The organism is Actinomadura sp., assembly GCF_044508335.1.
Lineage (GTDB): Bacteria > Actinomycetota > Actinomycetes > Streptosporangiales > Streptosporangiaceae > Spirillospora.
The window spans coordinates 1-25,571 of the sequence record NZ_JBIQHY010000016.1 but is presented as its reverse complement, the minus strand read 5'-3'; the positions used below and the strand labels follow the sequence as shown (position 1 = coordinate 25,571).

Sequence of the window (25,571 nt, the reverse complement as noted above, 5' to 3'; positions counted from 1 at the left end):
CCGCTCACCGGCCGGGCCGCCCGCCGCCTCCCCGCACGGGCGGCCCTTCGGCGTCGTCGTCCGGGCCGTGCAGCCGCAGCGCGCTCAGCGCGAGGGCCAGCTCGACGAGGTCGCCGGGGCGGGTGAGCGTCCGCCCGGTCAGCTGCTCGATCTTGCGGAGCCGGTTGAGGACGGTGTTGCGGTGGCAGAACAGCCGGTCTGCGGCGCGGGCCGCGGAGCCGTCGCACTCCAGCCAGGTCTCCAGCGTCGTCAGCAGGACGTCCCGGAACGCGGGGTCCACGTCGCCGAGGCCGCCGAGCGCGACATGGCCGAGCCGCCCGGCGAGGCGCGGCTGGGACAGCACGAGCGCGTCGGGCAGGCGCCGGTCCAGGCGGGCGATCTGGTTGCCGGGGCCGCGGCACGTCCGCAGCGCCAGCTCGGCGAACCAGCGCGCGCCGCCCAGCTCGGCGAGCGACCCGACGACCGGGCTGACGCCGGCGTGCGAGCGCGCGTAGGGGCGGACGGCGGCGACGAGGTCGTCCAGCCCGGCACTGCCGAGCGCGACCAGCGCGACCTGCGCGTCGGTGCGCAGCCGCCAGATGAACCGCATGCCGCCGGTGTCGGCGGGACGGCGGTCCACGCCGTCCCCGAAACCGCACTCGGCGCCCAGCATCACGACGGCGTACCGCCCCGTCGCGGGCAGGCCGAGGACGGACGTGGCGGTCGACAGCAGCCCGCCGTCGGCGCCCTGCCCGTCCAGCAGCGCGTCCACGATCGCCTGCACCCGCTCCTCGCTGCGCCGCGCCAGCGCCAGCTCGGTGCGGTGGTAGGCGGCCGCGGCGGCGCCGGACTGCTGGTCGATGGTGTCCCACGTGCGGGTCGCCTGCCGGATCAGCGCCGGGACGTTCTCCGGGTCGTGCTGCCCGACGACTTCGACGACCGCCTCCCAGAACACCCGCCCGGCGAGCCGGTAGGAGCGCAGCAGCTGGTCGAGCGGCTGCCCCTGGTGCGCCCGGCGCTGCCCGAGGCGCCGCGCCCAGTCGAGGTCGGCGCGGCCGCGGCTCGGATCGAGGATGGTCCGGAAGCCGTGTCCGAACCCGGTGTGGCACATCTCCCACACGTCGTGGCGGAACGCGTCGTCGCGGCCGCCCCGGTCGCCGGACAGGATCTCGGCGGCGAGCCTGTCGGCGAGGTCGGGCAGCCGGTCGGAGAGGCGCAGCACCGCCTTCCGCATGATCGTCCGGTCGGCGTCGACCTGCCCGGCCAGTTCGGTCCGTCCTCCCGTCATCGAGGGCCACCTCCAGCACAACACGGGGGCCTCATGGTGACATCACGGGCGCGTACGGGCCATCTTCGGGGGGCCGGACTGTGCGGGCGCACAACCGGGGCCGGTCCGGATTGCGCCGCGGCCACGCGACGGAAACTCGCTCTGGACCCGCGGCGGGTGGTCGTGCTGATCTATGGTCCCCTTCCCTTTTGAGACCCCGTCCAATAGAGGAGCCCCCTACGGCCCCCGGGCCGAGGTCAGTTCCCCGTCGAGGAGGGACCGGCATGACCCACCCCCTGCACGGACGCGAACGCGAGACACGGGCGATCGAGGCGATGCTCGACCGGGCCCGCGGCGGGCACGGCGGAGCCCTGGCCGTCGCCGGCGACCCCGGCGTCGGCCGGACGGCGCTGCTGGAGGCGGCCGTCCGCGCGGCCGGGCCCGCCTTCCGGACGATCGGGACCACCGGCGTCCCCGGGGAGACGTCCGTCCCGTACGCGGGGCTGCACCGGCTGCTGCGGCCGCTCGCCGCGGAGACCGCGCAGCTGCCGCCCGCGCACCGCGGCGCGCTCGGCACGATCATGGACGGCACGCCGAGCGCCGCGCGGTTCGTTCTCTACACGGCGGTGTGCGAGCTGCTCAGCCTCACCGCGCGCGGCGGCCCACTGCTGTGCTGGGCGGACGACGTGCAGTGGCTCGACCCCGGCTCGCTGGAGGTGCTGGCGTTCGCGGCGCGCCGCGTCCAGGACGAGCCGATCGCCGTGCTGTTCGCCACCCGCGACGACGCGGGCGACGCGGGCGGGCTCGCCGGCATCCCGCGGCTGCGGCTCGCGCCGCTCGACGAGGAGGCGAGCCGCCGCGTCTTACAGGACGCGATCGGCTCCGGCCCCGCCGGCGGCAGCCTGGACGGCACCGGCGGCGACCTCGCCGAGGAGATCGTCGACCTGGCGTGCGGGCGGCCCCTCGCGATCCGGGAGCTGGCCGCCGCGCTGACGACCGCGCAGCTGTCCGGGGCCGCCCGGCCGCCGCGCGCGCTTCCCGCGGGCAGCGCCCTGCGCGCCCTGCACCGCCGCCGCTACCTCGACCTGCCGGCCGGTGCGCGGCGGCTCGTGCTGATGGCGGTGGCCGAGGAGTGGATCGGCGCCGGCACGATGGCGCGCGCCGCCCGGCGGGACGGCGCGGACCCGGCCGACCTCGACGCGGCCCGCGAGTCGGGCCTGCTGCGGTTCGAGGGCGAGGGCGTCGCGGTGCGCGACCGGCTCGTCCGGTCCTCGCTGTGGGCGGACGCGTCCCGGGAGGAGCGGCGGGACGCGCACGCGCTGCTCGCCGAGGTGCTCGACCGGGAATGGCAGCGGCCCCGGCGGATCTGGCACCGCGCCGCCGTCACCGGCGAACCCGACGACCGGGTCGCCGCCGAGCTCGCGGACGCGGCGGGCGCGGCCCAGCGCGCCGGGCGCTACGCCGACTCGTGGCGGCTCTGGCGGCGCGCCGCGACGCTCACCGTGGAGCACCGCGTCCGCACCGACCGGTTCCTGTGCGCCGCCGGGGACGCGTGGGCGAGCGGGCGGTCCCGGCGGGCCCGCGCCATGCTCCGGCAGGTCCGCCCGCCCGCCTGCGACGTGACGCGCGCCGCCCGCGCCGCGCTGCTGCGCGGCGAGATCGAGGTCGCGGCGGGCTGCCCGGCGACGGCGGTCCCCGTGCTGCGGGACGCGGCCGAGCGGCTCGCCGGGTCGGACGCGGAGGCGGCGCGGACCGCGCTGATGTGGGCCGCCGAGGCCGCCGACGCGTCCGGCGACGCGCACACCTACCTGGAGATCGCCGACCGGGCGGCGTCCCTGCCGCCCGCCGGCGACGCGCGCGGGGAGCTGATGCTCGCCTACCTCGGCGGCATGGCGGCCACCGTCCGCGGCCGGTACCGGGAGGCGGCGGAGCGGCTCGGCACCGCCGCCCGGCTCGGCGCGGACATCGCCGACCCGGCCGCGCGGGCGTGGGCGGCGCTCGCCGCGTTCGCGCTGGGCGACGGGCCGCGCACCCGCTCCCTCGCCGCCGAGGCCGTCGCGTCCGCGCGGCGGGCCGGCAACGCGCCCGCCGAGTCGTACGCGCTGCTGGTCGCCGGGCGGTGCGAGGCGCTCCTCGGGCACCCGCCGGCGCCCATCGCCGCCTGCCACGACGGGCTGCGGCTCGCCCGCGCCACCCGGCTGCACGGCCACGCCACCGAGCAGCTCGCCACGCTCGCGCTGACCGCCGCGTTCAACGGCGACGCGGCCGCGGCCGACGCGCACCTGGCCCGGCTCACCGGCACCGCCGACCGGCGCGGCCTCACCCGCGCCGCCGCGCTCGGCACGTGGGCGCCCGCCTGCCTGGACCTCGCCGCGGACCGCCCCGCCGACGCCGCCGCGCGGCTGCGGCTGCCGGGCGGCGCCGGGCTCGCCCATCCCCCGTCGCGGCTGTTCGCCGTCCCGCACCTGGTCGAGGCGCTGGTGCGCACCGGCGACCACGAGCGGGCCGCGCGCGCCTACGAGCACTTCCGCCGCTGGACCGACGGCATCGGCTCGGCGCCCGGGCGGGAGGCGCTCAGCCGCCGCTGCCGCGCCCTGCTCGCGGAACGCGACGCCGAGGCGGAGGAGCACTTCACCGAGGCCCTGCGGCTGCACGAGGCCGCCGGGGCGGTGTTCGAGCTCGCCCGCACGGAGCTGCTGTACGGGCACCGGCTGCGGCGCGGCCGCCGGCCCCGCGCCGCCCGCGGGCACCTGCGCGCCGCGCTGCGGATCTTCGAGCGGTACGGCGCCGTCCCGTGGGCCGCGCAGGCCGGCGCGGAGCTGCGCGCCGCCGGCGAGACCGTCGCGCCCCCCGCCGCGGCGCCGCCCGTCCCCGAGCGGGGGGCGGGGACGGGCGGCGCGCGGGGCGCGGAGTCCGCGCCGCCGCGTGCGGCGAACGGGTTCGGGAAGCTGACCGCGCAGCAGGCGCACATCGCCCGGATGGCCGCCGAGGGCGCCACCAACCGGGAGATCGCGGCGCGGCTGCTGCTCAGCCCGCGGACGATCGACCATCATCTCCGCAACGTCTTCACCCGGCTCGGGATCCGGTCGCGCGTCGAGCTGGCCCGCCTCATCCGCTGAGCCCGCCGGGGCGGGTCAGACCTCCTCGTACTCCTCCTCGCGCGCCTTGGCGTTCTTGGCGGACGACGACTTGGCGTTGCTCTTGGAGGTGCTCGACGACTTCGGGCTCTCCTTGGAGCCGTCCTTCGCGGACGTCTCCTCCTCGACGGCCTCCTCGTGCGTCCGGACGACCTCGCTGTCGCGGATCTCGCCGCGCCAGCCCTCGATCTCGTCCGCGCGGGTCAGCGACTGCGTCATCACGTACCGGCGGAAGTGCTTGAGTTCGAGGCGGGCCCGGCGGCCCTGCGCGCGCCAGAGGTTCCCGGTCTTCTCCATGAAGCCCTGCGGGTGGTATTCGAGGACGACCAGGACGCGGGTCAGGTTCGGGGACAGCTCATGGAAGCTGACCGTCCCGTCCACGTGCCCCTTCGGGCCCTTCGAGCGCCACACGATGTGGTCGTCGGGGACCTGCTCGATGATCGTGGACTCCCAGGTCCGGGCGGACCAGAAGATCTTCGCCTTCCAGTTCAGCTTGGTCTCGTCGGCCTGGTCGACGCTGATGACCTTCTTCATGAAGGACGGGTAGTCCTGGAACTGCGTCCACTGGTCGTAGACGAGGCGGCGCGGCGCGCCCACGTCGATGTGCTCGACGATGTTGGTGACCTTCACCTTCTTGCCGCCGCCGCCCTTGCCGCCCTTCTTGCCGTCGCCGTCGTCCTTGCCCTTGCCGCCGGGGAGGGCGCCGCCGACCGTGCTCTTGAGCTGGCCGAGCACGCCGTGCCCGTTGTCCTTGCTCTCGTTCTTGCTCTCGTTCTCGCGCTCGTCCTTGCCGCCCTCGTCCTGCTTCTTGGACTCGGTCTTCTCGGGAGACTCGGCCTTCTCCTCGCCGGGGTCGCCGCCGGGGTTCCGGTCCTGCCCGCCCCCGCGCCCGCCGAGGGCCCGGCTCGCCGCGACGGCCGCGCCGGCGCCGAGCAGGACGCCGCCCGCGGCGCCCACGGCCCGCCCGCCAGGCAGGCCCTTCGGGAGGTTCTTGGAGAGACGGCCCAGGTCGGGGATGCGCTTGCGGCGCCCGCCGGGGAGATGCTTGGTGATCTGTCCGATGGGCGCCCGGCCCATCAGGCTTCCGCGTGCCATTGTGTGTCTACCTCACTCGGGGGTTGTGACGATCTCGCCGTCGCGGATCTCGCCTCGCCAGCCCTCGACCTCGTCGGGGCGGGTCAGCGCCTGTGTCATCACGTGACGGCGGAAATGCTTCAGTTCAAGGCGGGCCCGGCGGCCCTGCGCGCGCCAGAGGTTGCCGGTCCGCTCGAAGAGACCGGCGGGGTGGTACTCCAGGACGAGCAGGACGCGGGTCAGGTCGGGGGTCAGCTCGTGGAAGCTGACGGCCCCGTCCACGTGGCCCTTCGGCCCCTTGGAGCGCCACACGATGTGCTCGTCGGGGACCTGCTCGGTGATCGTCGACTCCCACGTCCGGCTGGACAGGAAGATCTTCGCCTTCCAGTGCAGCTTCTCGTCGGACGCCTGGTCGACGCTCTCGACCTTCTTCATGAAGGACGGGTAGTCCTGGAACCGCGTCCACTGGTCGTAGACGAGGCGGCGCGGCGCGCCCACATCGATCTGCTCGACGATGTTGGTCGGTTTCCCCCTTCGCCCACGCCCGAAGATGCCGGCGAGGGTCTCCTTCAGGGCCGTCCAGCCGAAGCTCAGCAGCGCGCGGAGCGGGGACTTGCCGTCCCGCAGCGCCTTCACCCCGGCCAGCGCGGCCTTGCCCAGCGGACCCGCCTGTTCGGCCTTCGCGACGAGACGCCGGGTCTCGCGCTCCAGCCGCCGCTCGGCCCGGCGCAGGACGCGGCGGCCGAGGCGCCGGGCCGACAGGGCCGCGGCGACCCCGCCCGCGCCCGCGGCGGCGCCGAGCGCCGTGCCGGCGGCGGTGCCGGTCCGGAATCTCATGTCCTGTCCACCTCGTCGTCCACTCGGATACGGCGCCGGGTTACCCGGTCAAGACCGGGCAAAACAGGCCGCAGGCCAACAACGAGGCATTCCGGTACAACGATCGTCGGCTCCGGCGTCCCCGACAGGACCGGCCGAGCGCGTCAGAAGGGCTGGGGGCGTCGGTTGCTCGGCCCGCGCCGGCGCCTAGGAGGTGAGGTGGCCTTCGAGGATGGTCTGGGTGATCTGGGGGCGGTCCCAGAGGGCCAGCAGCTCGTTGGCGAGGGACACGACCGGCAGCGGGTGGCGGTCGCCGTGCACCTCGATCGCGGCGGCGGAGAGGCTGCGCGGGACGGCTCCGGCGTCCAGGAGGACGCGCCACTCGTCCGGGCCGAGCTCCAGGAACTCCAGGCCGGTCAGCTTGGCGATCTCCAGCGGGTCGGCGAGCGTCCCGGGGTAGGCGGTGAGGGTCCGCAGCCGGGGCAGCCCGGCCAGCGGGGCGAGGCTCAGCGGCTCCCCCTCCCAGACGCCGATGCTGACGACCTCCAGTTCCGGGTGGGCGGCGGCGTGGACGCTCGGCAGGTCCCGGTAGTTGATCCTGGCCACGGCCGGCGAATCGTCCCTCCGGTCGGAGCGCGGTTCGTCGCGGCCGTTCACCACGAGGTCGGTGAGCGAGTCGGCCAGCAGGTCGGCGCCGATGCTCTGCTCATGGCCGATCATGATGATCTGCCCCACGCGGCCGGCCGGGCCCGGGGTCAGGTCGACCGCCAGCCGGTCGCCGCCGCCGTTGTCGCCGAAGGCGATCCAGCCGGGCGAGCCGACCACCCCCTGCACCGCCGCGCCGGGCGGGGTGACGACCGCCTCCTGCGCCGCGAACCGCCACGGGCACGGGCGGGACGGCGGGTCGGCGATGTACACCTCCTCCAGCGGGAACAGCTCGCAGCCGACCGCCTCGGCGGCGCGTTCGGCCGCCTCGTAGTCGTCGCCCCAGTCGTCCCACCGTCCGCGCATGACCCGGTAGAGCGCCTTCAGCTCGGCGGGCAGCGCGACGCCGAGGCGGGCCTCCGCCGCGGCGATCTCGGCCTCCGTGGCGCCGGTCGCGCCGGGGAGCCGCTCGCGGAGCGTCCGTCCCAGCAGGGCCGGGTCCGCGGACGGGGCCGGCGCCGCGCCGGGCACCGGGTCGGGGAGGCGGCGCCAAGGCTCCGGGACGGCCTGGTCGACCAGGACGAGGGCACCCGGGTGCGGCCCGATGCCCGCTTCGACGGCGGGGCTGGGATCGAGGAGGTAGAGGACGGTCCGCCCGGTCGGCCCGATCTCCGCGACGAAGGAGATCTCCTCGTCGTCGGCGAGGGCGCTCTGCACGCGTCCGACCGCGTCGAACTCCTCCTGCATGTCCTCGACCTGGAGAGCGCGGCCGGGCGGCGGAAGGCGCGGCGGGAGGGGCAGGCTCCACCCGTAGCGGCCGATCCGCCCGGCGATGTGGCCGTCCGGGGCGGCGAGGGCCTTCGCGTTGCCCGCGCGCAGGAGCCGCAACAGGGGCTCCCAGGTGCCGAAGTCGTTGATCGCGGGCAATGGCGCCTCCCGGTCCCTCCGTGATCGTGGCGGCAATTATCACGGAAGATCGCACGGGCGGCCGGGGATTGGCCGCATTGCCGGGTTGTCCGGGGCGCGGTGCCCGTGCGAGCGTGAAGCGTGGTCGACGTTTCCGAGCGTGTGCGGCGCCGTGTCCGTGCCGACTTCCCGCACCACGTCCCGCAGGTGACCGAGGCTCTGGCGGGGCTGACCAGCGATGTCTTTCGCGGCGAGCCTCGCGATTCCATCCATGTCGAGCGAATTCAGGTCGCCGCTCTCGTGCTGGCCCGAGGGCATCTGGGCGAGCTGGACGAGGCGATATCGCTCGGCCGCACGGATTGGCGGGACCTGCTCGTCGCCGCCGGCCTGGCGGACGAGGGCTGGCAGGAGCTCGTGGAGAACGAGCTGGCGGTCGATCCCGCGCCTCATGCGTGGATCGTTCCCGGCAGGAGGCGACCGAAGTCCTGACGCCGCTCGATCGGCGGTCAGGCGCGGAGTGACCGGGTGATGGCGTGCTGCCAGTCCGTCAGGAAGGCCGGGTAGCCGGCGGCGAATTCACGGAGGCCGGGCGCGGCGGCCTCGGTCAGTGCGGTGAGCTCGTATGTGACCGTCACTTCGGTTCGTCCGCCCGTTCCGTTCAGGCTGACGGTGACCGTTCCGGCGGTGGTCTGCGGGGTGACGCGGGCGTAGCGGATGCGGCGGCCCGGGGTGCTGTCGAGGACGATCCACGTGGTGGCGTGTCCGTGGGCATCGGTCTGGAAGACCGTCCCCGGCACGGCGTCGTCGGTGACGGGCAGGGGAAAGCGCGGCTTCCAATGCGCGGCCCAGCGTTCTTCGCCCCGCGCGGTGAACAGCTCGAACGCCCGGTCGGGCGGGAGCGGGACGGTCAGGCGGCCGGTGAGCCGGTACTGGGCGTCGGTCGCGGCGCTCATCATGAATCGTCCAGCGTGTGCGCGTCCGCGGCGGTGAGCGTCAGGCCGTAGACGTCCTTGAGCTGCTCGATCTTGGCGAGGGTCTCCGCGGAGAAGGGCGCCTTGCCCTCGAAGGCGTGCAGCGCGATGCCCTCGACGAGGTCGCCCAGGGACAGGTCGAGGTACTCGGCCAGCGCCTTCAGGACCTTCAGCACGTTGCGCTCGATGCGCAGGCCGGTCTGCACCCGCTCAACTGTTACCATGGTAACAATGTAACACGCTCGTCCGGCCTCCGCTCCGGGCGGCCGTCCTCCGGACGTCACGGGTAGGGCGGTACTCCCTGGGGCGTCAGGGGGTGATGACGAGTTTGCCGCGCGTGTGGCCGCCGCGGCTGGCGTCGAACGCGGCGCCCGTCTCCTCCAGCGGGAACGTGCCGGCCACCTCGACCGCGAGCGCGCCGCGGTCGGCGAGACGGGCCAGCTCGGCGAGCTTCGCGCCGTTCGGGCGGACCCAGATCCACTGGCCGCCGTGCTCGTCCACGGTGGGGTCGGCGACGGACACGTGGCGCCGGATCATCGGCCTGGCCGGGCAGTACGCGGCCGTCGAGGGGGCGATGACCGGCCGCGAGAACCTGGAGATGACCGCCCGGCTGTTCGGCCTGAGCCGGCGGGCCGCCCGCGCGGCCGCCGGCGACGTCCTCGACCGGCTGTCGCTCGGCGGCGTGGCGGACCGGCTCGTCCGCACCTATTCGGGCGGGCTGCGCCGCCGCCTCGACCTCGGCGCGAGCCTGGTCGGCGCGCCGCGCCTCCTGCTGCTGGACGAGCCCACCACCGGGCTCGACCCGCGCAGCCGCATCGAGCTGTGGGACGCCATCGGCGACCTGGTGGCGAACGGCACGAACGTCCTGCTGACCACCCAGTACCTGGACGAGGCCGACCATCTCGCCGACCACGTCGTCATCATCGACTGCGGCCGCGTCGCCGCCGAGGGCTCGCCCCGCGAGCTGAAGGCCCGGATGGGCGGCGACCTGATCGAGATCCACGTCCGCGGCCACGCCGCCCTCGAACCGGCCGCGGACGCCCTGCGGGCGGTCGGCGACGTCCACACCGATCCGGCGTCGCTGCTGCTGACGCTCACGGCGGAGAACGGCCCCGACGACCTCATGAAGGCCGCCCATGCACTGGCCGACCACCGCGCCGTCATCGAGGACATGACCCTCCGCCGCCCGACGCTCGACGAGGTCTTCCTCGCCCTCACCGCCCCCGCCCAGACCACCACCGCATGACCAGAGGAGATCACCGTGGCAGTAACGCAGGCGTCCGGCGGGTCCGGGCTGGGGGCGGCGAGCTGGGTCATCGCCCAGCGCGGGGTCCGGCGCACGCTCCGGACGCCGCAGATCATCGTGATGGGGCTCGTCCAGAGCATCGCGTTCCTGCTGATCTTCCGCTACGTGTTCGGCGGGGCGATCGGGACGGGCGGCATCGGCTACGTCGACTACATGATCCCCGGGCTGCTGACGGTGAGCGGGCTGTTCGCCGGGATGAGCGCGGCGGTGGCGGTCGCCGATGACCTGGCGTCCGGCCGCCTCGACCGCCTCATGTCGCTGCCGATGCCGCGCACGGCCGTCATCGCCGGGCAGGTCGCGGCGGACACGGTGCGCGTCGCGCTGATCCTCGCGGTGAGCACCGCGCTGGCCTTCGCCGTGGGGTTCCGGGTGCACGCGGGCTGGGCGCCGGCGCTCGCCGGGTTCGGCCTGTGCGTCCTCTTCGGGTTCGCGTTCGTGTGGATGTTCGTCGCGCTGGGGCTGCTCACCGCGAACCCGCAGGCGGCGCAGGGCGCCGGGTTCCTGGCGCTGCCGCTGAGCTTCGTGTCCAGCGCCTACGTGCCGGTGGACACGATGCCCGGATGGCTGCGGGGCTTCGCGGAGAACCAGCCGGTCACTGTCATGATGGACACCGTCCGAGTCCTGACGCAGGGCGAGGCGGCGTCCGCGCTGCTCGGCCACGGCGCCGCCCACTACGTGCCGCGGGCGCTGGCGTGGACCGCCGGGATCATCGCGGTCTCCGGCCTCGTCGCCGTCACCCGCGCACGCCGGACGTGAGGCTGCGACGCCCCGCACGGGGCCGGAGGGGGGACGGCGTGAGCGGTGAACGCGCGTCGATCGAGGTGGACGAGTTCCTGCCGCATCCGCCGGCCAAGGTGTGGCGGGCGCTCACCGAGCCCGACCTGCTGGCCCGCTGGCTGATGCCGAACGACTTCAAGCCCGTCGTGGGGCACCGGTTCACGTTCAGCGCCCCGCCGATCCCGAACGTCGGCTTCGACGGGAGGATCGCCTGCCGGGTCCTCGACATCGACGAGGAGCGCCTCCTGCGCATCACCTGGAACGGCGGCGGCCTCGACACGACGGTGACGTGGCGGCTCACCCCCGAGGGCCGCGGCACCCGCCTGTTCATCGAGCACGCGGGCTTCGACCTGGACGACCCCGTCAACGCGTTCGCGTTCCGCGGCATGGGCAGCGGCTGGCGCTCCGGCGTCCTCCGCGCCCTCAACCGAACCCTCACCGCCCTCCCTTGACCCCGGCCCGAACCGGCCCTCGCCGCCCCCGCACTGCCGGGTCCGGGCCGGGTCCATGGCCGTCCGGGCGCTTTGACACTCGCGGCGCCGTCGCGGCTTCTCGGCGCGTGTCGAGGGAAGGCTCGGCGCTTGTCTGGGCGGGCTCGGCGCATGCTGAGGGCGGGCTTGGCGCGTGTCCAGGGCAGGCTCGGGGAGTCAGAGGGGCGGGCTCGGGGAGTCAGAGGGCGGGCTCGGGTTCCAGCGGCGGGGTGTTGGCGAACTGGGTGTTGTGGAGGTCGGCGTAGCGGCCTTCGGCGGCGAGCAGCTCGTCGTGGGCGCCCTGTTCGACGATCCGGCCGTCCTCGATGACGAGGATCTCGTCGGCGGCGCGGATCGTGCTCAGCCGGTGGGCGATGACGATGGCGGTGCGGCCGTCGAGCGCCTCGGCCAGGGCCTCCTGGACGGCGGCCTCGGAGGTGGAGTCGAGGTGGGCGGTGGCCTCGTCCAGGATGACGACGCGCTGGCGGGCGAGGAGGAGGCGGGCGATGGTGAGGCGCTGGCGCTCGCCGCCGGAGAGGCGGTAGCCGCGCTCGCCGACGATGGTGTCGAGGCCGTCCGGCAGCCCCTCGACGAGGGTGTCGAGGCGGGCGCGGCGCAGGACGTCCCAGAGCTCGTCGTCGGTGGCCTCGGGCCGGGCGAGCAGCAGGTTCTCCCGGATGGACTCGTGGAACAGGTGGCCGTCCTGCGTGACCATGCCGAGGGTTTCGCGGATGGCCTGGAAGGACAGGTCGCGGACGTCCACGCCGCCGAGCCGGACGGCGCCGGAGTCGACGTCGTAGAGGCGCGGCAGGAGCTGGGCGATCGTCGACTTGCCCGCGCCCGAGGAGCCGACCAGCGCGATCATCTGGCCGGGTTCGGCGCGGAACGAGACGCCGTGCAGGACGTCCACGCCGCCGCGCGTGTCGAGGGTGGCGACCTCTTCGAGGGACGCGAGGGAGACCTTGTCGGCGGACGGGTAGGCGAAGGTGACGTCCTCGAACTCCACGGAGACCGGGCCGGAGGGGACGGTGCGCGGGTCGGGCCGCTCGGCGACGAGGGGCTCCAGGTCGAGGATCTCGAAGACGCGCTCGAAGCTGACGAGGGCGCTCATCACCTCGACGCGGGAGCTGGCGAGGGCGGTCAGCGGCGCGTACAGGCGGGTGAGCAGGAGGGCGAGCGCGACGACGGCGCCGGCGTCGAGGTGGTCGCGCAGCGACAGGAACCCGCCGAGGCCGTAGACGAGGGCGAGGGCCAGCGCCGACACCATGGTGAGCGCCGTGATGAAGACGTGCTGCACCATCGCGGTACGGACGCCGATGTCGCGGACGCGGCGGGCCCGCGCGGCGAACTCCGCCGATTCGCGGTCCGGGCGACCGAACAGCTTCACGAGGGTCGCCCCCGGCGCGGAGAACCGCTCGGTCATCTGCGTGCTCATCGCGGAGTCGTGCGCGGCGGCCTCGCGCTCGAGGCGGGCCAGGCGGGCGCCCATGCGGCGGGCGGGGAGGACGAAGACGGGCAGCAGGAGCAGCGCGAGCAGGGTGATCTGCCACGAGATGCGCACCATCACGGCGAAGGTGAGCAGCACCGTGACCGTGTTGCTGACGACGCCGGAGAGGGTGTCGCTGAAGGCGCGCTGGGCGCCGATCACGTCGTTGTTGAGGCGGCTGACCAGGGCGCCGGTGCGGGTCCGGGTGAAGAACGCGACGGGCATGCGCTGGACGTGGTCGAACACGGCGGTGCGCAGGTCGAGGATCAGCCCCTCGCCGATGCGGGCGGACAGCCACCGGTTGGCGAGGCCCAGCCCGCCCTCGGCGACCGCGAGGACGGCGATGAGCACGGCGAGCCAGACGACGGTGGACGTCGCGGCGCGGTCGACGATCGCGTTGACGACCCATCCGGCGAGTACGGGCGTCGCCACCGCGATGACCGCCATCACCACGCTGAGCAGGAGGAACGCGGCCAGCGGGCGCCTGTGCGGGCGGGCGAACCCGGCGATGCGGCGCAGGGTCGCCTTGGAGAACGGTCTGCTGTCCCGCGCGTTCATGGCATGGTGCAGCGACATCCACGCCGTGACTTCCATGTCCATGGAGCCCCCTGAAGATCGTTAGCCTGGACCGGCAAGCATGCGACCTCAAGGCGGCTTGAGGTCAAGTCGTGACCGCGATCCAGCATCACGCGGGGGTACGACATTTCTGCGGAGGCGAGCATGGACATCGGACGGATCCGGACCGACACCCCGGGGTGCGCGAGGGTCGCCCACCTCAACAACGCCGGCGCCGCGCTGCCTCCCTATCCCGTCATCGAGGCCGTCAACGGGCATTTCGCGCTGGAGTCGACGATCGGCGGGTACGAGGCGGCCGAGCAGAACGCGGAGGCCGTCCAGCACTTCTACGACGCCGTGGCCGGGCTCATCGGCGCGGGCGCAGACGAGGTCGCCTACGTGGAGAACGCCACCCGCGCGTGGGACATGGCGTTCTACTCGATCCCGTTCGCGGACGGCGACCGCATCCTGACGACGACCAGCGAGTACTCCAGCAACGCGATCGCCTACCGGCAGATGGCCGAGGCGAAGGGCGCGAAGGTGGACGTCGTCCCGGACGAGGCGGACGGAACTCTCTCGCTGGAGGCGCTGGAGGCCGAACTCGCCAAGGGCGATGTCCGCCTGGTGTCGCTCAACCACATCCCCACGCAGAACGGGCTCATCAACCCGGCCGCCGAGGTCGGGCGGCTCTGCCGCGAGCACGGCGTCCTCTACCTCCTGGACGCATGCCAGTCGGTCGGCCAGCTCGCCGTCGACGTGGAGGAGATCGGCTGCGACATGCTCTCCGCGACCGGCCGCAAGTACCTGCGCGGCCCGCGCGGGACCGGGTTCCTGTTCGTGCGCCGCGACATCCTGCGAACCCTCGTCCCGCCGTTCCTGGACCTGCGGGCCGCCGACTGGAAGTCACCGGACGGCATCGAGATGCGCGACGACGCCCGGCGCTTCGAGACGTGGGAGCGGTACGTCGCCGGGCAGATCGGCCTGGGCGTCGCCGCGGACTATGCGACCGGCCTCGGCATGGCGAACATCGAGGCCCGCGTGACCGACCTCGCCGCCAGGCTGCGCGCCGCCCTGGCCGAACGCCCTGGCGTCACCGTCCTCGACAAGGGTGCGCGGCAGTCCGGGATCGTCACCTTCACCGTGGACGGCCACGAACCCGACGCCATCAAGAAGGCCGCACGCGCACACGACGTCAACATCAACGTCACGTACCCCGCATCACACGGATACGACCCGGACGCCCGGCCGACGGCCGTGCGGGCCTCCGTGCACTACTACAACACCGAGGAGGAGCTGGAGCGGCTGCTGGCCGCCCTGCCCCAAAAGTGAGCGCGCCCGGGGTCGGAGGATGGGCACCGGTAGGCGACCTCCGGACGCGCCCACTGGTCGGGCACGCGTCAGGTGCTGGGGCGTGCGGCGCTGATGTCCGCGAGCGCCGACTCCGAGTCCTTCTCCATCGCGAGGTCGCCGATGGAGACGATGCCCACCGGGCGGCCGTCCTCCATGACCGGGAGCCGCCGCACCGACCGCTCGCGCATGATCTGCGCGGCCTTGTCCAGCGTGTCGTCGGGGCCGATGGTCGCGGTCACCCGGCTGGCGATGCCGCCGATCTTCGCCTGGGCCGGGTCGCCGCCGGCGGCGAGCCCGCGAATGACCAGGTCGCGGTCGGTGACGACGCCCATGAGGTCGTCGCCGTCCGCCACCAGCACGGCGCCGATGTCCTCGTCCCGCATCGCCCGCGCCACCGTGACGAGGTCGAGCTCCGGCGACACCGACGTCGGCGAGCCGGTCATGATTTCGCGGATCTTCGTGGCCATGGGAATGCTCACTCCTTGAGCCTCGTGAACCGTTGTGCTGGGCCCGGGCTGATCCGGCCCCTACCCGGCAGGAACGGGATCACTCACGACGCCCCGGACGCGTCGAGCATCCGGCTCGCCCCGGCCGTCCCCTCGCGGAACACGGCGGCCGCGCATGCGAATCAGCGCGAACCTTCTCGATAAACTGCGCATCCTTCACTATGCACGGGGTTGTCGGGGGGACCGCTCCGCCTGCTTGTCATGACTCGAGTACGAGGAAGGTCGGGGACGTGGACGACGAGGCCGAGCGGGAACGGGACACGTCCGGCACCGAGGAGGAGCAGGACGCCTCCCGCACGGCGACCGCCGAGTTCCGCGCCCCCGCGAAGGTCGACCTGACCCGCCCGGACGTGGCGATCCGCCGCCGTTCGGAAGAGCCGCCCACCCCGACCTGGTACGTCCAGTTCCCGACGCCGCCCGAGACGCCCGCAGCAGAGGACGACGCAGCCGAAGCGTCCGACGCGGAAGAACCCGGCCCCGCCCCGTCCGAGCAGGACGAGGACCCGCCGGAAACCGAAGAAGCACCGCAACGCGACGACCGCGACACCGCAACGCCGCACCCGAGCACCGCGCCCACCCAGCCGACACCGCGCCCGAGCGCGCCGAAGCACGCCGCGCCCGCACAGGAGCGCCCCGGCGACACCACCGCGGAAACGCCCGCCGAACCACGTCGGCAACCACGCGAGGAGCCACGCCCCACTCCGCCGGAGAAGCCCCGGGACGAAGCGCACTCGGCCACCCGACCAGCGCAACGGCCACCCACCCCGCCCGCAGAAGCGGCACCCCGCAAGCCGCGCGACGAAGCACGGCCAACGACCCAACCAACACGACAGCCACCCAACCCACCCGCGGAAGCCGCGCCGCAACAACCACGCGACGAAACACACCCGGCGACCTATCCGATACGACGGCCTCGCACCGGCCCGCCTGCCGAGACGGGGCCGCAGGAGTCCGGCGGCCATGCGCATAGGCCGGGCAGCCGGCCGGCATCGCACGCGTCCACCCCGCCCGAGGTGCCGCCCGCGGGGCCTGGCGGCCGGTCGGCGCATCGGGCGCCGGCTCGGGACGCGGCGCCGCCCGCAGACGCGGAGCCGCAGGCGGGGCGCGGGAACGCGCGGCCGGGCGCGGCGCCGCAGCGGGGCAGGCATGCGGCGCCGTCCGCCGGGGCACCCCGGCAGGGCCCTCCGCCCGGTGCGCAGGAGGGCGCTCCGGGAGCAAGGGGCGCCTCGGCCGGTGCGCAGGGTGTCCCGCCCGCGGGCGCGCCGCCGCAGGGTGCGCCTTGGCGCGTGGATCCCGCGAAGAACCGTCCGGGCAACGAGGGCGCGCAGGCGGCGCCGGTACGGGAGCGGCCGTACGAGGCGCCGCCGCAGCGGGCGTTGCCCGCCGCGCCACCGCCGGACGCCTCTGTCACGCGGGTTGAGCGGCTGCCGGCCGTGCGGGGCTCCGGGGAGTATCCGGCCCGGTCGTCGGGGCAGTGGAACGTGCCCTGGGACGGCGCCGCGCAGCCCCCGGCGCAGCCCCCCGTGCAGCCCCGGCCCCCCGTGCGGCCTTCGGCGGAGCCGCGGCGGAAGGGCAAGCGGCGGCGCGGGCTCATCGTGCTGGTGGCGGCGCTGGTGCTGCTCGTCGGCGTCGTCGCCGGCCAGCTCATCCGGCCCGTCCCGCAGCCCACGATCGAGCTGGCCATCGCGTCCAGCCACGCGTTCCCGGGGCAGGCGCCCGCGCTGCCGTGGCCCACGGCGGGGCAGGCCGCCGTCTACGTGGAGGGCCTCGGGATGATGGGGTTCTCGGGCGGGACGGCGCCGACGCCCACGGCGAGCGTCGCGAAGGTGATGACGGCGTACGTGTATCTGCGCGACCATCCGCTGGAGCCGGGTGAGCCGGGGCCGGTGCTGACGGTGTCGCCGGAGGCGGCGGCGCAGATCCCGATGCGCAAGAAGCGGGACGAGTCGCTGCTCGGCGTCACCGCGTACCAGAAGCTGACGCAGCGCAAGGCGCTGGAGGCGCTGCTGATCATCTCGGCGAACGACGTCGCGCACGAGCTGGCGCGGTGGGACGCGGGCAGCGAGCAGGCGTTCGTCGCGAAGATGAACGCGACGGCGGGCGAGCTCGGCATGACCGCCACGCACTACACCGATCCGAGCGGGTACGACGCCGGCACCGTGAGCACGGCGCAGGACCAGGTCAAGCTGCTGCGGGCCGCGATGAAGGTCCGGGCGTTCACGGAGATCGTCAACAACCGGGCGTACGTGCCGGACGGCGGCGGCGCGGCGCGGGAGGGCGGCAACTTCCTGCTCGGGCAGCACGGCGTCGTCGGCGGCAAGACCGGTTACACCGACGCGGCCGGCGGCAACTTCGTGTTCGCCGCGCGGGAGAGCGTCGCGGGCGTGCCGACGCTGATCATCGGCGCGGTGATGGGGCAGCGGTCGCCGAGCGCGGCGGGGGCCGTCAGCGCGGCGGGGCGGCTCGTCACCGCGGCCGAGGGCGCGCTGACCGCGGTGACGCTGGCGCCGAAGGGGGCGCGGGTCGCGCGGGTCGACGACGGGCTCGGCGGGACGACGCCGCTGCGCGCCGCGGCGCCGGTGACGGTGGTCGGCTGGCCCGGCCTGACCGTGCCGGTCGGCGTCACGGGCGACCCGCCGCACGAGGCCGGCGGCGGCCAGAAGGTCGGCGCCGTGACGGCCGGTGCGGCGACCGTGCCGCTGCGGCTCGCCCGGAACCTGGACGAGCCGTCCTACCTCAAGCGGCTCATCCGCCTCGGCTAGGCGTAGAGCGCCGACAGGAAGCGGATCAGCAGGGCTTCGCGGGTCGCGGGCGGCAGGCCGTCCAGGATGGTGTTGACCACGGCCATCTCCGGTTCGCCGCCGCCCGCGAGGTCCACGCCGACGGAGGCGAGGAGCCCCGCGAAGCCCGCGTCGTCGAGGCTGTCGAGGTCCAGGTCGGCGAGTGCCGCGACCAGGTCGGCCGGGACGTCCGGCGGGCCGGCGGCGCGGGCGGCCTCGGCGGCGCCGGTGAGCGCGTCGAGGAGCGCGTCGACGTCGCTGACGCCGGTCAGCGTGAAGTGCAGGTTCGGCGGGATGCCCTGGTAGGAGAGCTGCGGCTGGAAGAACCAGCCGCGCCGCCTGGCCTCGTCGGCGATGACGAACACGTCCAGCGAGGGGTCGGACGAGGCGACCGCGACGAGCGGCGCGACCGGCTCGCCGAGGACGCGCAGCCCGGGTACGGCGGCGACGCCGGCGATCAGCCGCTCCGCCGACTTCATCGCGTTCTCGGCGAGCTCGCGGTACCCCTGCGCGCCGACGGCGTTGAGGGTCGCCCAGGCGGCGCCGAGCGGCCCGGCGCTCTTGCTGCTCTGGACGGTCGCGTTGATGACGGTGTACCCGGGCCATTCCGCGGACGCGAAGTAGGCGTGCCGGCGGTGCGACTCGTCCGCGAACAGCACGACCGAGGCGCCCTTCGGCGAGTACCCGTACTTGTGCAGGTCGCAGGAGATCGACGTCACGCCCGGCACGGACAGGTCGAACGGCGGCACGTCGCGCCCCGCGTCCCGCAGCCAGGGCAGCACCCAGCCGCCGACGCAGGCGTCGACGTGGCAGGGCACTCCGGCGGCGGCCGCGGCGGCGGCGATCTCCGGGACCGGGTCCATGACGCCGTGCGGATAGGACGGGGCCGACGCGACGACGAGCGCCGTGCGCGGCGTGATCGCGGCGGCGGTCGCGGCGGGGTCGGCGCGGTACCCCGCGTCCACCGGCACGTGCACGACCTCCAGGCCCAGGTAGTGCGCGGCCTTGTGGAACGCGGGGTGCGCGGTCGCCGGCAGGACGATCTGGGGCCGCCCCTCGACCGGGTGGGCGTCCCGCGCGGCCTTCACCGCCAGCATGATCGACTCGGTGCCGCCGCTGCTGAAGACGCCGGAGCCGCCGCCGAGCTTGGCCGCGACGTACCCGACGATCTGCCGTTCCAGCGCGACGATGCTGGGGAACGCGGTCGGGTCGAGGCAGTTCACCTCCAGCATCTCGTGGTAGGCGGTGGCGGCGAGGTCGTGGACGGCCTCGCGTCCGGTGTCGTAGACGTAGGCGGTGACCTGCCCGCCGCGCACGGGCAGGTCCGCGTCCCGGAGCCGGGCGAGCTCGGCCAGCAGGCCGGCGGGGGCGCGGCCCGCTTCGGGAAGGGGATCAGACGGCATTTTCCTGTGCTTCCTCTACGGGTCGGCGGGCGGTGGCCCGCCGGAACGCGAGCAGCGGCGGAACGCTGATCAGCAGCAGCAGGGCCGGGACGATGGTGAACCCGACGCCGATGCCGGTGATGGCCGACGCCGGCTGCACGACGGGGGTTTCGAGGTCGGAGGAGTGGAAGGACGTGGCGGCGAGGATCAGCGCGAACACGCCGGGGCCGAGGGCGAGCGCGCCGGTCTCCGCGGCGGTGTAGAGCCCGGTGAAGGCCCCGGCCTGCGCGTGGCCGGTGCGTCCGGTGTCGGCGTGGACGGTCTCCGGCAGCAGCACCAGCGACAGCAGCTGCATGGCCGCGTAGCAGACGCCGACGAGCCCGGCGCAGACGAGCACGCCCGCGGTGGACGTGATGACCGGGTAGGCCGCGACGCCCGTCACGGCGAACAGCAGCACTCCCACCACGTAGCACTCGACGACCCCGTACTTCCGCGACAGCCACCGCCACAGCGGCACCGCGAACGCGCTGGGCCCGACCATGCACACGAACATCGCCGAGGTGAGCCCGTAGTCGTCCAGCCGGTAGGTCGCGACGTACGGGGCGCCCGCCAGCATGATCCCGACGGCGAGGATCTGCAGCACGGAGGCGCCGAGGAGCAGGAAGAACGGCCTGTTCCCGCGCGCGGTGCGCAGCGCGGCGACCAGCCCGAGCGGGCGCGGGCCGGGGCGGGACGGGATCCACCGGTTCGCCAGCGTGCTCCCGATCATGGCGGCGCCCATGGCGAGCCCGATCACCCCGCCCATCAGCGCGTATCCGGCGCGGCCGCCTCCGGCGGCCTCGGTGAGGGCGGGCGCGAGACCGCCCGCGACGAGGATGCCGAGCGTCAGGCAGACGACGCGCCACGCCATCGCGCGGCCCCGCTCGGACGGGTCCGCGGAGATCTCGGCGGGCAGCGCCACGTACGGCACCTGGAAGCAGGCGAACGCGCTCGCGGCCAACAGGAACGCGACCCCGGCCCAGGCCGCGGCGATGCCCGGGGAGTCGACCGGCACGGCGAACATGGCGGCGAACAGCAGCGGCAGCGCGGCGGCGCCGAGCAGCAGCAGCCGGGTGCGGCGCCCGGTGCGGACGGCCTCGCGGTCGCTCGCGGCGCCGACGATCGGGTTGAGCAGCACGTCCCACGCCTTGGGCACGACGAGCACGGCCCCGGCGATCGCCGCCGAGACGCCGAGGACGTCGGTCAGGTAGTACAGGAGCAGCAGCCCCGGGACGGAGGAGAACACGCCCGTGCCGACCGAGCCGACGCCGTAGCCGAGGAGGCGGCGCCGGGGCAGCGCCGTGGCGGCCGGCGCGGTCATCCGCTGACCTGGTCGGACATACCGATCGCCTGGGCGACGGTGCGGCGCATGTGGCGGCGGAACCGGGCGACGGCCTCGGGGTCGTCCGGGCCGCGGCGGTTCCCGTCGGCGTCCAGGACGCCGCCCGCCCCGAACCCGTGCGTGGCCCAGACGACCGTCCACACGACGTACTCGACGTCGACGTCGTCGGGGACGACCTTGCGCGCGGCGTCGGCGACCATCACCATCAGCGGCCGGACGTACTGCTCCTCCAGGTGGGCGACGTCCGCGGCGTCGGACAGCCACCGGTGCATCCACAGCGCCGGGATCTCGGGCCGCGTCATGCAGAAGTCGATGTAGCGGTCGAGGAGGGTGAGGATGCCGTCCACGTCGGGGGTGATCTCCTCGATCGCCGACGACAGCACCGCGCGCTCCTGCTCGTGGGCGCGCTCCATGACCGCCAGGTAGAGGTCGCGCTTGCCGCCCACGTGGTAGGCGACGGTGGCGACGTTGAGCCCGGCCGCCTCCGCGATCATCCGCGTGGACGTCCCGTCGTAGCCGAGCGCGGCGAACAGCCGGGTGGCGGCGTCGAGGATCCGCTCTCGACCGGAGTCGTTACCGGTCATAGCCTCAAACTAGGCGGTAACCCCAATTCGGTCAATCGATTGATTGATCGTCCGGCGGTTCGGTGAGCCACACGGTGAGCACCATCTCCATCTCCAGCCGCGTGTCCGGGTCGTACAGCCGCTCGCCGAACAGCTCCTCCAGCTGGTGCAGCCGGTACCGCACGGTCTGCGGGTGGACGTGCAGCCGGTGCGCGACCACGGTGGCGTTGAACCCGTTCTGCAGGCAGGACAGCAGCGTCCGCATGAGCCGCTCGCGGTGCCGGGGCCGGACGCTCTTCAGCGGCGCGAGCCGCAGGTCGGCGACCGCGCGCACCAGCTCCTCGTCCTTGAACACGACGAGCGCGGGCATGTGGTCGGCGCAGCGGACCAGCCGGTCGGACGGCAGGATGCCGCGCCGCGCGAGCGGCAGCGCCTCGCGGGCCCAGCGCAGCGACTTGGCCGCGTCCTCGGTGCGGACGGTCGGGCCGAGGGCGGCGATCCAGTCGCGCAGCGCCGACTCCAGCATCCTGCCGCGGCCCGGCCCCTCCGGGTCGGGGACGAGGAGGCAGGGCTCGCGGCGGTTGACGTCGGCGAGCACGTCCGGCGGCAGCGACGGGTGCGAGAACGGCTGCCTGCCCCGCTCGTACAGGACGACCGCGGCGACCGTGCGCGGGACGCGCCACTGCGCGAGCCGGGCGACGTCGGCGACGGCCTGCGGGGAGGCGGGCGGCTCGGCGAGCAGCATGTCGAGCAGCCGGCGGCGGCGGTGCTCCAGCTCGCCGGCCTCCTGCGCGCGGGCCTCGGTGTAGCCCTCGGTGGCGGCGCGGGCGATCTCGTCCAGGAACGCGAAGATCGCCTCGGCGATGCTGGCGAGGGTGCGGCGGGAGACGTTGTACCGCTCGGACTCCGACGCGAGCCGCCGCCACGCGACCCGGGCGCCGAGCCGCAGCGACGTCTGCAGGATGTCCAGGCTGCGGCCCTCGCGGGCCTCGGCCCGGCCGATCTCCCGGTAGACGGCGGCGACCGGCTCCCACGAGCTCTCCGGGTCCATGATCAGGTCGACGAACTGGCGGAGCGCGCCCTCGACGGCGAGCCGGACGAGCCGCGCGTACTCCTCGTCCTGCGGGCGGGAGTACTCGGGGATCCCGGCGAGGATCTCCTCGATCATCTCCTCGGCGAGGGCGTCCAGGTGGGGCCGGAACACGCCGGACAGCTCGCTCGGCACGCCCGCCCAGGGCTTCAGCGGTGAGCCTTCCTGAAGGGTCGTGGTCACCGTTCGCACCTCCCGCCACGGAAGCTACCGACGGCGCGCCGGGCGGGCTGCACCACCGGCGACGCATTGCGGGGCGGCACTTATAAGCCGGGTGACAATTCCGGCACGGCGGACACTAGCTCCAGGGAGGACACCGCGGTGTCCGGCCCGGTCAGGCGCGGCGGGCGCTCGGCCCGGCGAACACCGCCACGGCGCCGAGCCCGAGGTAGATCATGCTGGTCAGGTACCGCTGCCGCCGCTGGAACGCCGGGCGGGCGCGCAGCCAGCCGCCGATCGACCCGGCGGCGAGGGCGTAGGCGATGTCGCTGACCAGGCCGATCAGCCCGGTGGCCAGGCCCATGACCGCGATCTGCAGCGGCACGGCGCCGGCGTCCTGGTCGACGAACTGCGGCAGGAACGCCAGGAAGAACAGCACGACCTTCGGGTTGAGGACGTTCACCAGCGCGCCGTCCAGGTAGACGCGGTGGATCGGCTGCGGCGCGAGCTCCATCTCGCCGAGCCGGTGGCGGCTGCGCAGCGTCCGGTAGGCCAGGTAGACGAGGTACGCGGCGCCCGCGTAGCGCAGGAACCCGAAGGCGGTGGCGGACGCGGCGACGACGGCGGACAGCCCGGCCGCGGCGGCGGCGATGTGCACGAGCGTGCCGGTCTCGACGCCGAGCGCGGACACCACGCCGGCGCGGCGGCCCTCGCCGATGCTGCGCGTGGTGATGTACAGGTGGTTCGGGCCGGGGATGGCGACCAGCGTCAGCGCGGCCAGCAGGAACAGCAGCGGATTGGTCATGCGAGAACGCTAGGGAGCGCGGTGGTCCTGCCTCTAGATCCAATCAGGGCCGCGGGACGTGGACCAATCAGGTGGGCGAGGCGGCGGAGAGCGCCCCGGCCAGCACCAGGCGGCCGGACTTCCGGACCATCGTGGCGACGTCCTCGACGGGCTGCCGCAGCGACGCGAGGCTGATCAGCGCGGCGAGCAGGATGTGCCCGAGGACGAGCTCGACGTCCTCCCGCTCGGGCACCGGGTCGCCGATCGCCGCGGACAGCCGGTCGCGCAGGTACTGGAACAGCACGGTGCGGGCGTCGTCCACGCTGGAGTCGTCCGAGGTCACCGCCTGGATGATCGCGGACGTCAGGGTGGGCTCCTGCGCCGCGACGTACACGATGCGCTCCAGCAGCGCGGTGAGCCGCTCCAGCTGCGTGTCGCCCACCGCGAGCGCGTCGATGTCGTCGGTGACGTGGTGCGCCCAGGCCGCGGCGACCTCGGTGAGCAGGTGGTCCTTGGTGGCGAAGTAGCGGTAGACGGTCGCGCGGGCGACGCCGGCCCGGTCCGCCACGTCGTGCATGGTGACGGCCGGGTATCCCCCTTCCAGCGCGAGCTCCCTCGCCGAGTCGATCAGCCGTTCGCGCCGGGCCTGCTGGTCCTTGCTCAGCGTCCGCGTCACGGTGAACTGCGCATCGCTGCTCAAAACGCCTCCTCGCTGTGGCCGCCCCCATTCTTCCGCACATTGACACCGAACGCGTGCACCAAGGGTCTACCTCCTCTTTACGGCCCGCGCGCGCCGGGACAACATGGACCTAGCACTTGCTTGGGTGAGACGTTAGTCTCGACTTACGTCTCCACCAAGGCGCGGCACATGCCCCACTCCCCATGAGCCCCCCGTCCGACGCGCATCCCGAGGAGTGAGCCATGGACATCGACCTTCTCGACGGCGAGATGTACGCCACCGACCCCTGGTCCGTCTACGCCCGGCTCCGCGCCGAGGCGCCCGTGTACCACGACGAGGAGAACGGCCTGTGGGGCATCGCCCGACACGCCGACGTGTTCGCCGTCGAGCGGAACCCGCGCGTCTGGACGAACTCCGGCGGGTACCGCCCGCAGCTGCCGGCCGACCCGTCCATGATCGGGCAGGACGACCCGGAGCACGCGCGCCGGCGCCGCATGGTCTACCGGCGCTTCACCCCCCGGGGCGTCTCCCGCTACGCCGACCGGATCCGCGCCACGGCCGTCGACTGCATCACCGCGGCCCTGGAGGCGGGCACCGTCGACGCCGTCCCCGCCCTGGCCGCGCCGCTGCCCGCGCGCGTCATCGGCTGGCTGCTCGGCTTCCCCGAGGACGCGTGGCCGCAGCTCGTCCACTGGTCGGCGACGGCCGTCTACGCGGGCGGAGGGCGGCGCTACATCACCGACGACGCGACGATCGCGGCGGGCGAGTACGCGCTCGCCGTCCTGGAGATGGCCGAGGACCGCCGCGCCCGCCCGACCGGCGACCTGCTCTCCGTGTGGTCGAACGCGGGGCCGGACGAGCCCGCCTACGACGACGACCACCTCGCCCACGAGGCCCTGCTGCTTCTGGTCGGCGGTGCGGAGACGACGCGCACGGTCATCGCCACGGCCTTGGACGCCCTGATCCGGCACCCGGCCGAATGGCGGAAGCTGCGGGACGACCCGTCCCTCGTCCCGGACGCCGTCGAGGAGTTCGTGCGCTGGACGACGCCGATCCTCAACATGTGCCGGGTCGCCTCGGCCGACGCCGAGGTCGCGGGCGTGAAGATCCCGGCGGGCGGGCAGGTCCTGCTCATGTACGGCTCGGCCAACCGCGACGAGGCCGTCTTCGACGATCCGGACGTCTTCGACGTGACCCGCCGCCCCGGCGACCACATCGCGTTCGGCCTCGGCCCGCATTTCTGCCTGGGCGCGTCCCTGGCCCGGCTGGAACTGCAGATCTTCTTCGAGGAGTTCATCGCGCGCGTGGCGACCGCCGAATGGGCGGACGACGAGGGCCCGCGGATCCTCCGCAACGCCTTCGTCCGGGGCGTCACCGAATTCCCCGTCACCCTCACGCCCCGCTGAATCAACTCATACGGCTGAATCAACTCGTGCGGCTGAATCAACTCGTGCGGCTGAATCAACTCGTGCGGCCATTCGACTCGCGCGGCTGAATCAACTCGCGCG

At 74.2% G+C, this 25,571-nt stretch carries 23 protein-coding genes; 8 read left to right on the top strand and 15 right to left on the bottom strand.

The window, feature by feature from the left end:
- Window positions 1-4: 4 nt before the first annotated feature.
- On the bottom strand, window positions 5-1,267 hold the full coding sequence (locus tag ACIWVC_RS08945) for a PucR family transcriptional regulator (protein ID WP_396447623.1): 1,263 nt from the start codon (window positions 1,265-1,267) through the stop codon (window positions 5-7).
- A 263-nt stretch (window positions 1,268-1,530) separates the two neighbouring features.
- Between ACIWVC_RS08945 and ACIWVC_RS08940 the strand changes: the two genes are divergently transcribed.
- A complete protein-coding gene (locus ACIWVC_RS08940; protein WP_396453973.1) occupies window positions 1,531-4,365 on the top strand; it encodes an AAA family ATPase in 2,835 nt (944 codons plus the stop codon).
- Window positions 4,366-4,380: 15 nt separating this feature from the next.
- Here the strand turns inward: ACIWVC_RS08940 and ACIWVC_RS08935 are convergent, their stop codons facing one another.
- The 3 genes from ACIWVC_RS08935 to ACIWVC_RS08925 all read right to left on the bottom strand — a co-directional run bounded on the left by ACIWVC_RS08935 (window position 4,381) and on the right by ACIWVC_RS08925 (window position 7,845).
- Window positions 4,381-5,478, bottom strand: a complete 1,098-nt coding sequence (locus tag ACIWVC_RS08935; RefSeq protein ID WP_396447625.1) for an SRPBCC family protein — start codon at window positions 5,476-5,478, stop codon at window positions 4,381-4,383.
- A gap of 12 nt (window positions 5,479-5,490) precedes the next feature.
- Complete coding sequence (locus ACIWVC_RS08930; RefSeq protein WP_396447627.1) at window positions 5,491-6,294, bottom strand: SRPBCC family protein; 804 nt, start codon at window positions 6,292-6,294, stop codon at window positions 5,491-5,493.
- A 186-nt stretch (window positions 6,295-6,480) separates the two neighbouring features.
- Window positions 6,481-7,845: an SMI1/KNR4 family protein gene (locus ACIWVC_RS08925; RefSeq protein WP_396447628.1), complete on the bottom strand. Its 1,365-nt coding sequence runs from the start codon at window positions 7,843-7,845 to the stop codon at window positions 6,481-6,483.
- Between the two features lie 120 nt (window positions 7,846-7,965).
- Between ACIWVC_RS08925 and ACIWVC_RS08920 the strand changes: the two genes are divergently transcribed.
- On the top strand, window positions 7,966-8,313 hold the full coding sequence (locus tag ACIWVC_RS08920) for a hypothetical protein (RefSeq protein ID WP_396447629.1): 348 nt from the start codon (window positions 7,966-7,968) through the stop codon (window positions 8,311-8,313).
- A gap of 17 nt (window positions 8,314-8,330) precedes the next feature.
- Here ACIWVC_RS08920 and ACIWVC_RS08915 read toward each other — a convergent pair whose 3' ends face one another.
- From ACIWVC_RS08915 to ACIWVC_RS08905, 3 genes are all read right to left on the bottom strand, one after another.
- A complete protein-coding gene (locus ACIWVC_RS08915) occupies window positions 8,331-8,777 on the bottom strand; it encodes an SRPBCC domain-containing protein (RefSeq protein WP_396447630.1) in 447 nt (148 codons plus the stop codon).
- A complete protein-coding gene (locus ACIWVC_RS08910; protein ID WP_396447631.1) occupies window positions 8,777-9,019 on the bottom strand; it encodes a hypothetical protein in 243 nt (80 codons plus the stop codon). Before ACIWVC_RS08910 ends, ACIWVC_RS08915 begins: the two co-directional genes overlap by 1 nt.
- An 85-nt stretch (window positions 9,020-9,104) precedes the next feature.
- Window positions 9,105-9,317: a zinc-binding dehydrogenase gene (locus ACIWVC_RS08905; RefSeq protein ID WP_396447632.1), complete on the bottom strand. Its 213-nt coding sequence runs from the start codon at window positions 9,315-9,317 to the stop codon at window positions 9,105-9,107.
- Between ACIWVC_RS08905 and ACIWVC_RS08900 the strand changes: the two genes are divergently transcribed.
- Genes ACIWVC_RS08900 through ACIWVC_RS08890 form a run of 3 tightly spaced genes read left to right on the top strand, consistent with a single transcriptional unit; the run spans window position 9,298 to window position 11,330 of the window.
- Window positions 9,298-10,041 carry an ATP-binding cassette domain-containing protein gene (locus ACIWVC_RS08900; protein ID WP_396447633.1) on the top strand — a complete coding sequence of 248 codons (744 nt, stop codon included), beginning with the start codon at window positions 9,298-9,300 and terminating at the stop codon, window positions 10,039-10,041. The two genes, ACIWVC_RS08905 and ACIWVC_RS08900, sit on opposite strands and share 20 nt — an antisense overlap.
- Window positions 10,042-10,056: 15 nt before the next feature.
- Window positions 10,057-10,857, top strand: a complete 801-nt coding sequence (locus ACIWVC_RS08895) for an ABC transporter permease (protein ID WP_396447634.1) — start codon at window positions 10,057-10,059, stop codon at window positions 10,855-10,857.
- A gap of 38 nt (window positions 10,858-10,895) precedes the next feature.
- Complete coding sequence (locus ACIWVC_RS08890) at window positions 10,896-11,330, top strand: SRPBCC domain-containing protein (protein ID WP_396447635.1); 435 nt, start codon at window positions 10,896-10,898, stop codon at window positions 11,328-11,330.
- Between the two features lie 217 nt (window positions 11,331-11,547).
- Here ACIWVC_RS08890 and ACIWVC_RS08885 read toward each other — a convergent pair whose 3' ends face one another.
- A complete protein-coding gene (locus tag ACIWVC_RS08885; RefSeq protein ID WP_396453972.1) occupies window positions 11,548-13,434 on the bottom strand; it encodes an ABC transporter ATP-binding protein in 1,887 nt (628 codons plus the stop codon).
- Window positions 13,435-13,554: 120 nt separating this feature from the next.
- Here ACIWVC_RS08885 and ACIWVC_RS08880 point away from each other — a divergent pair, with 120 nt between their 5' ends.
- Entirely contained in the window at window positions 13,555-14,718 is a 1,164-nt protein-coding gene (locus ACIWVC_RS08880) for an aminotransferase class V-fold PLP-dependent enzyme (RefSeq protein ID WP_396453971.1), read from the top strand.
- A gap of 68 nt (window positions 14,719-14,786) precedes the next feature.
- Here the strand turns inward: ACIWVC_RS08880 and ACIWVC_RS08875 are convergent, their stop codons facing one another.
- Window positions 14,787-15,206, bottom strand: a complete 420-nt coding sequence (locus ACIWVC_RS08875; protein ID WP_396447638.1) for a CBS domain-containing protein — start codon at window positions 15,204-15,206, stop codon at window positions 14,787-14,789.
- A gap of 1,325 nt (window positions 15,207-16,531) precedes the next feature.
- Between ACIWVC_RS08875 and ACIWVC_RS08870 the strand changes: the two genes are divergently transcribed.
- Window positions 16,532-18,007, top strand: a complete 1,476-nt coding sequence (locus ACIWVC_RS08870; protein ID WP_396453970.1) for a D-alanyl-D-alanine carboxypeptidase family protein — start codon at window positions 16,532-16,534, stop codon at window positions 18,005-18,007.
- On the opposite strand, the gene ACIWVC_RS08865 is transcribed toward ACIWVC_RS08870, so the two are convergent.
- From ACIWVC_RS08865 to ACIWVC_RS08840, 6 genes are all read right to left on the bottom strand, one after another.
- Window positions 18,004-19,428, bottom strand: coding sequence for a pyridoxal phosphate-dependent decarboxylase family protein (locus ACIWVC_RS08865; RefSeq protein ID WP_396453969.1), 1,425 nt, complete (start codon window positions 19,426-19,428; stop codon window positions 18,004-18,006). The genes ACIWVC_RS08870 and ACIWVC_RS08865 overlap by 4 nt on opposite strands.
- On the bottom strand, window positions 19,418-20,767 hold the full coding sequence (locus ACIWVC_RS08860) for an MFS transporter (protein ID WP_396447642.1): 1,350 nt from the start codon (window positions 20,765-20,767) through the stop codon (window positions 19,418-19,420). Before ACIWVC_RS08860 ends, ACIWVC_RS08865 begins: the two co-directional genes overlap by 11 nt.
- Window positions 20,764-21,372, bottom strand: coding sequence for a TetR/AcrR family transcriptional regulator (locus tag ACIWVC_RS08855; RefSeq protein ID WP_396453967.1), 609 nt, complete (start codon window positions 21,370-21,372; stop codon window positions 20,764-20,766). The genes ACIWVC_RS08860 and ACIWVC_RS08855 overlap by 4 nt, the downstream gene beginning before the upstream one ends.
- Window positions 21,373-21,403: 31 nt before the next feature.
- Window positions 21,404-22,624: a PucR family transcriptional regulator gene (locus ACIWVC_RS08850; protein WP_396447644.1), complete on the bottom strand. Its 1,221-nt coding sequence runs from the start codon at window positions 22,622-22,624 to the stop codon at window positions 21,404-21,406.
- Between the two features lie 151 nt (window positions 22,625-22,775).
- Window positions 22,776-23,405 (bottom strand): LysE family translocator, encoded by a 630-nt coding sequence (locus ACIWVC_RS08845; RefSeq protein ID WP_396447645.1) that lies wholly within the window; start codon window positions 23,403-23,405, stop codon window positions 22,776-22,778.
- A 67-nt stretch (window positions 23,406-23,472) separates the two neighbouring features.
- Window positions 23,473-24,084 (bottom strand): TetR/AcrR family transcriptional regulator, encoded by a 612-nt coding sequence (locus ACIWVC_RS08840; RefSeq protein ID WP_396447646.1) that lies wholly within the window; start codon window positions 24,082-24,084, stop codon window positions 23,473-23,475.
- A gap of 221 nt (window positions 24,085-24,305) precedes the next feature.
- Between ACIWVC_RS08840 and ACIWVC_RS08835 the strand changes: the two genes are divergently transcribed.
- The gene (locus ACIWVC_RS08835) at window positions 24,306-25,469 is read left to right on the top strand and encodes a cytochrome P450 (protein ID WP_396453966.1); all 1,164 of its coding nucleotides are present in this window, start codon (window positions 24,306-24,308) and stop codon (window positions 25,467-25,469) included.
- Window positions 25,470-25,571: the final 102 nt, after the last annotated feature.

Coding starts and splice junctions, on each gene's coding strand:
- ACIWVC_RS08945 (WP_396447623.1), bottom strand. CDS start 1,267: ATGACGGGAGGACGGACCGAACTGGCCGGGCAGGTCGACGCCGACCGG.
- ACIWVC_RS08940 (WP_396453973.1), top strand. CDS start 1,531: ATGACCCACCCCCTGCACGGACGCGAACGCGAGACACGGGCGATCGAG.
- ACIWVC_RS08935 (WP_396447625.1), bottom strand. CDS start 5,478: ATGGCACGCGGAAGCCTGATGGGCCGGGCGCCCATCGGACAGATCACC.
- ACIWVC_RS08930 (WP_396447627.1), bottom strand. CDS start 6,294: ATGAGATTCCGGACCGGCACCGCCGCCGGCACGGCGCTCGGCGCCGCC.
- ACIWVC_RS08915 (WP_396447630.1), bottom strand. CDS start 8,777: ATGAGCGCCGCGACCGACGCCCAGTACCGGCTCACCGGCCGCCTGACC.
- ACIWVC_RS08910 (WP_396447631.1), bottom strand. CDS start 9,019: ATGGTAACAGTTGAGCGGGTGCAGACCGGCCTGCGCATCGAGCGCAAC.
- ACIWVC_RS08885 (WP_396453972.1), bottom strand. CDS start 13,434: ATGGACATGGAAGTCACGGCGTGGATGTCGCTGCACCATGCCATGAAC.
- ACIWVC_RS08880 (WP_396453971.1), top strand. CDS start 13,555: ATGGACATCGGACGGATCCGGACCGACACCCCGGGGTGCGCGAGGGTC.
- ACIWVC_RS08875 (WP_396447638.1), bottom strand. CDS start 15,206: ATGGCCACGAAGATCCGCGAAATCATGACCGGCTCGCCGACGTCGGTG.
- ACIWVC_RS08865 (WP_396453969.1), bottom strand. CDS start 19,428: ATGCCGTCTGATCCCCTTCCCGAAGCGGGCCGCGCCCCCGCCGGCCTG.
- ACIWVC_RS08860 (WP_396447642.1), bottom strand. CDS start 20,767: ATGACCGCGCCGGCCGCCACGGCGCTGCCCCGGCGCCGCCTCCTCGGC.
- ACIWVC_RS08855 (WP_396453967.1), bottom strand. CDS start 21,372: ATGACCGGTAACGACTCCGGTCGAGAGCGGATCCTCGACGCCGCCACC.
- ACIWVC_RS08845 (WP_396447645.1), bottom strand. CDS start 23,405: ATGACCAATCCGCTGCTGTTCCTGCTGGCCGCGCTGACGCTGGTCGCC.
- ACIWVC_RS08835 (WP_396453966.1), top strand. CDS start 24,306: ATGGACATCGACCTTCTCGACGGCGAGATGTACGCCACCGACCCCTGG.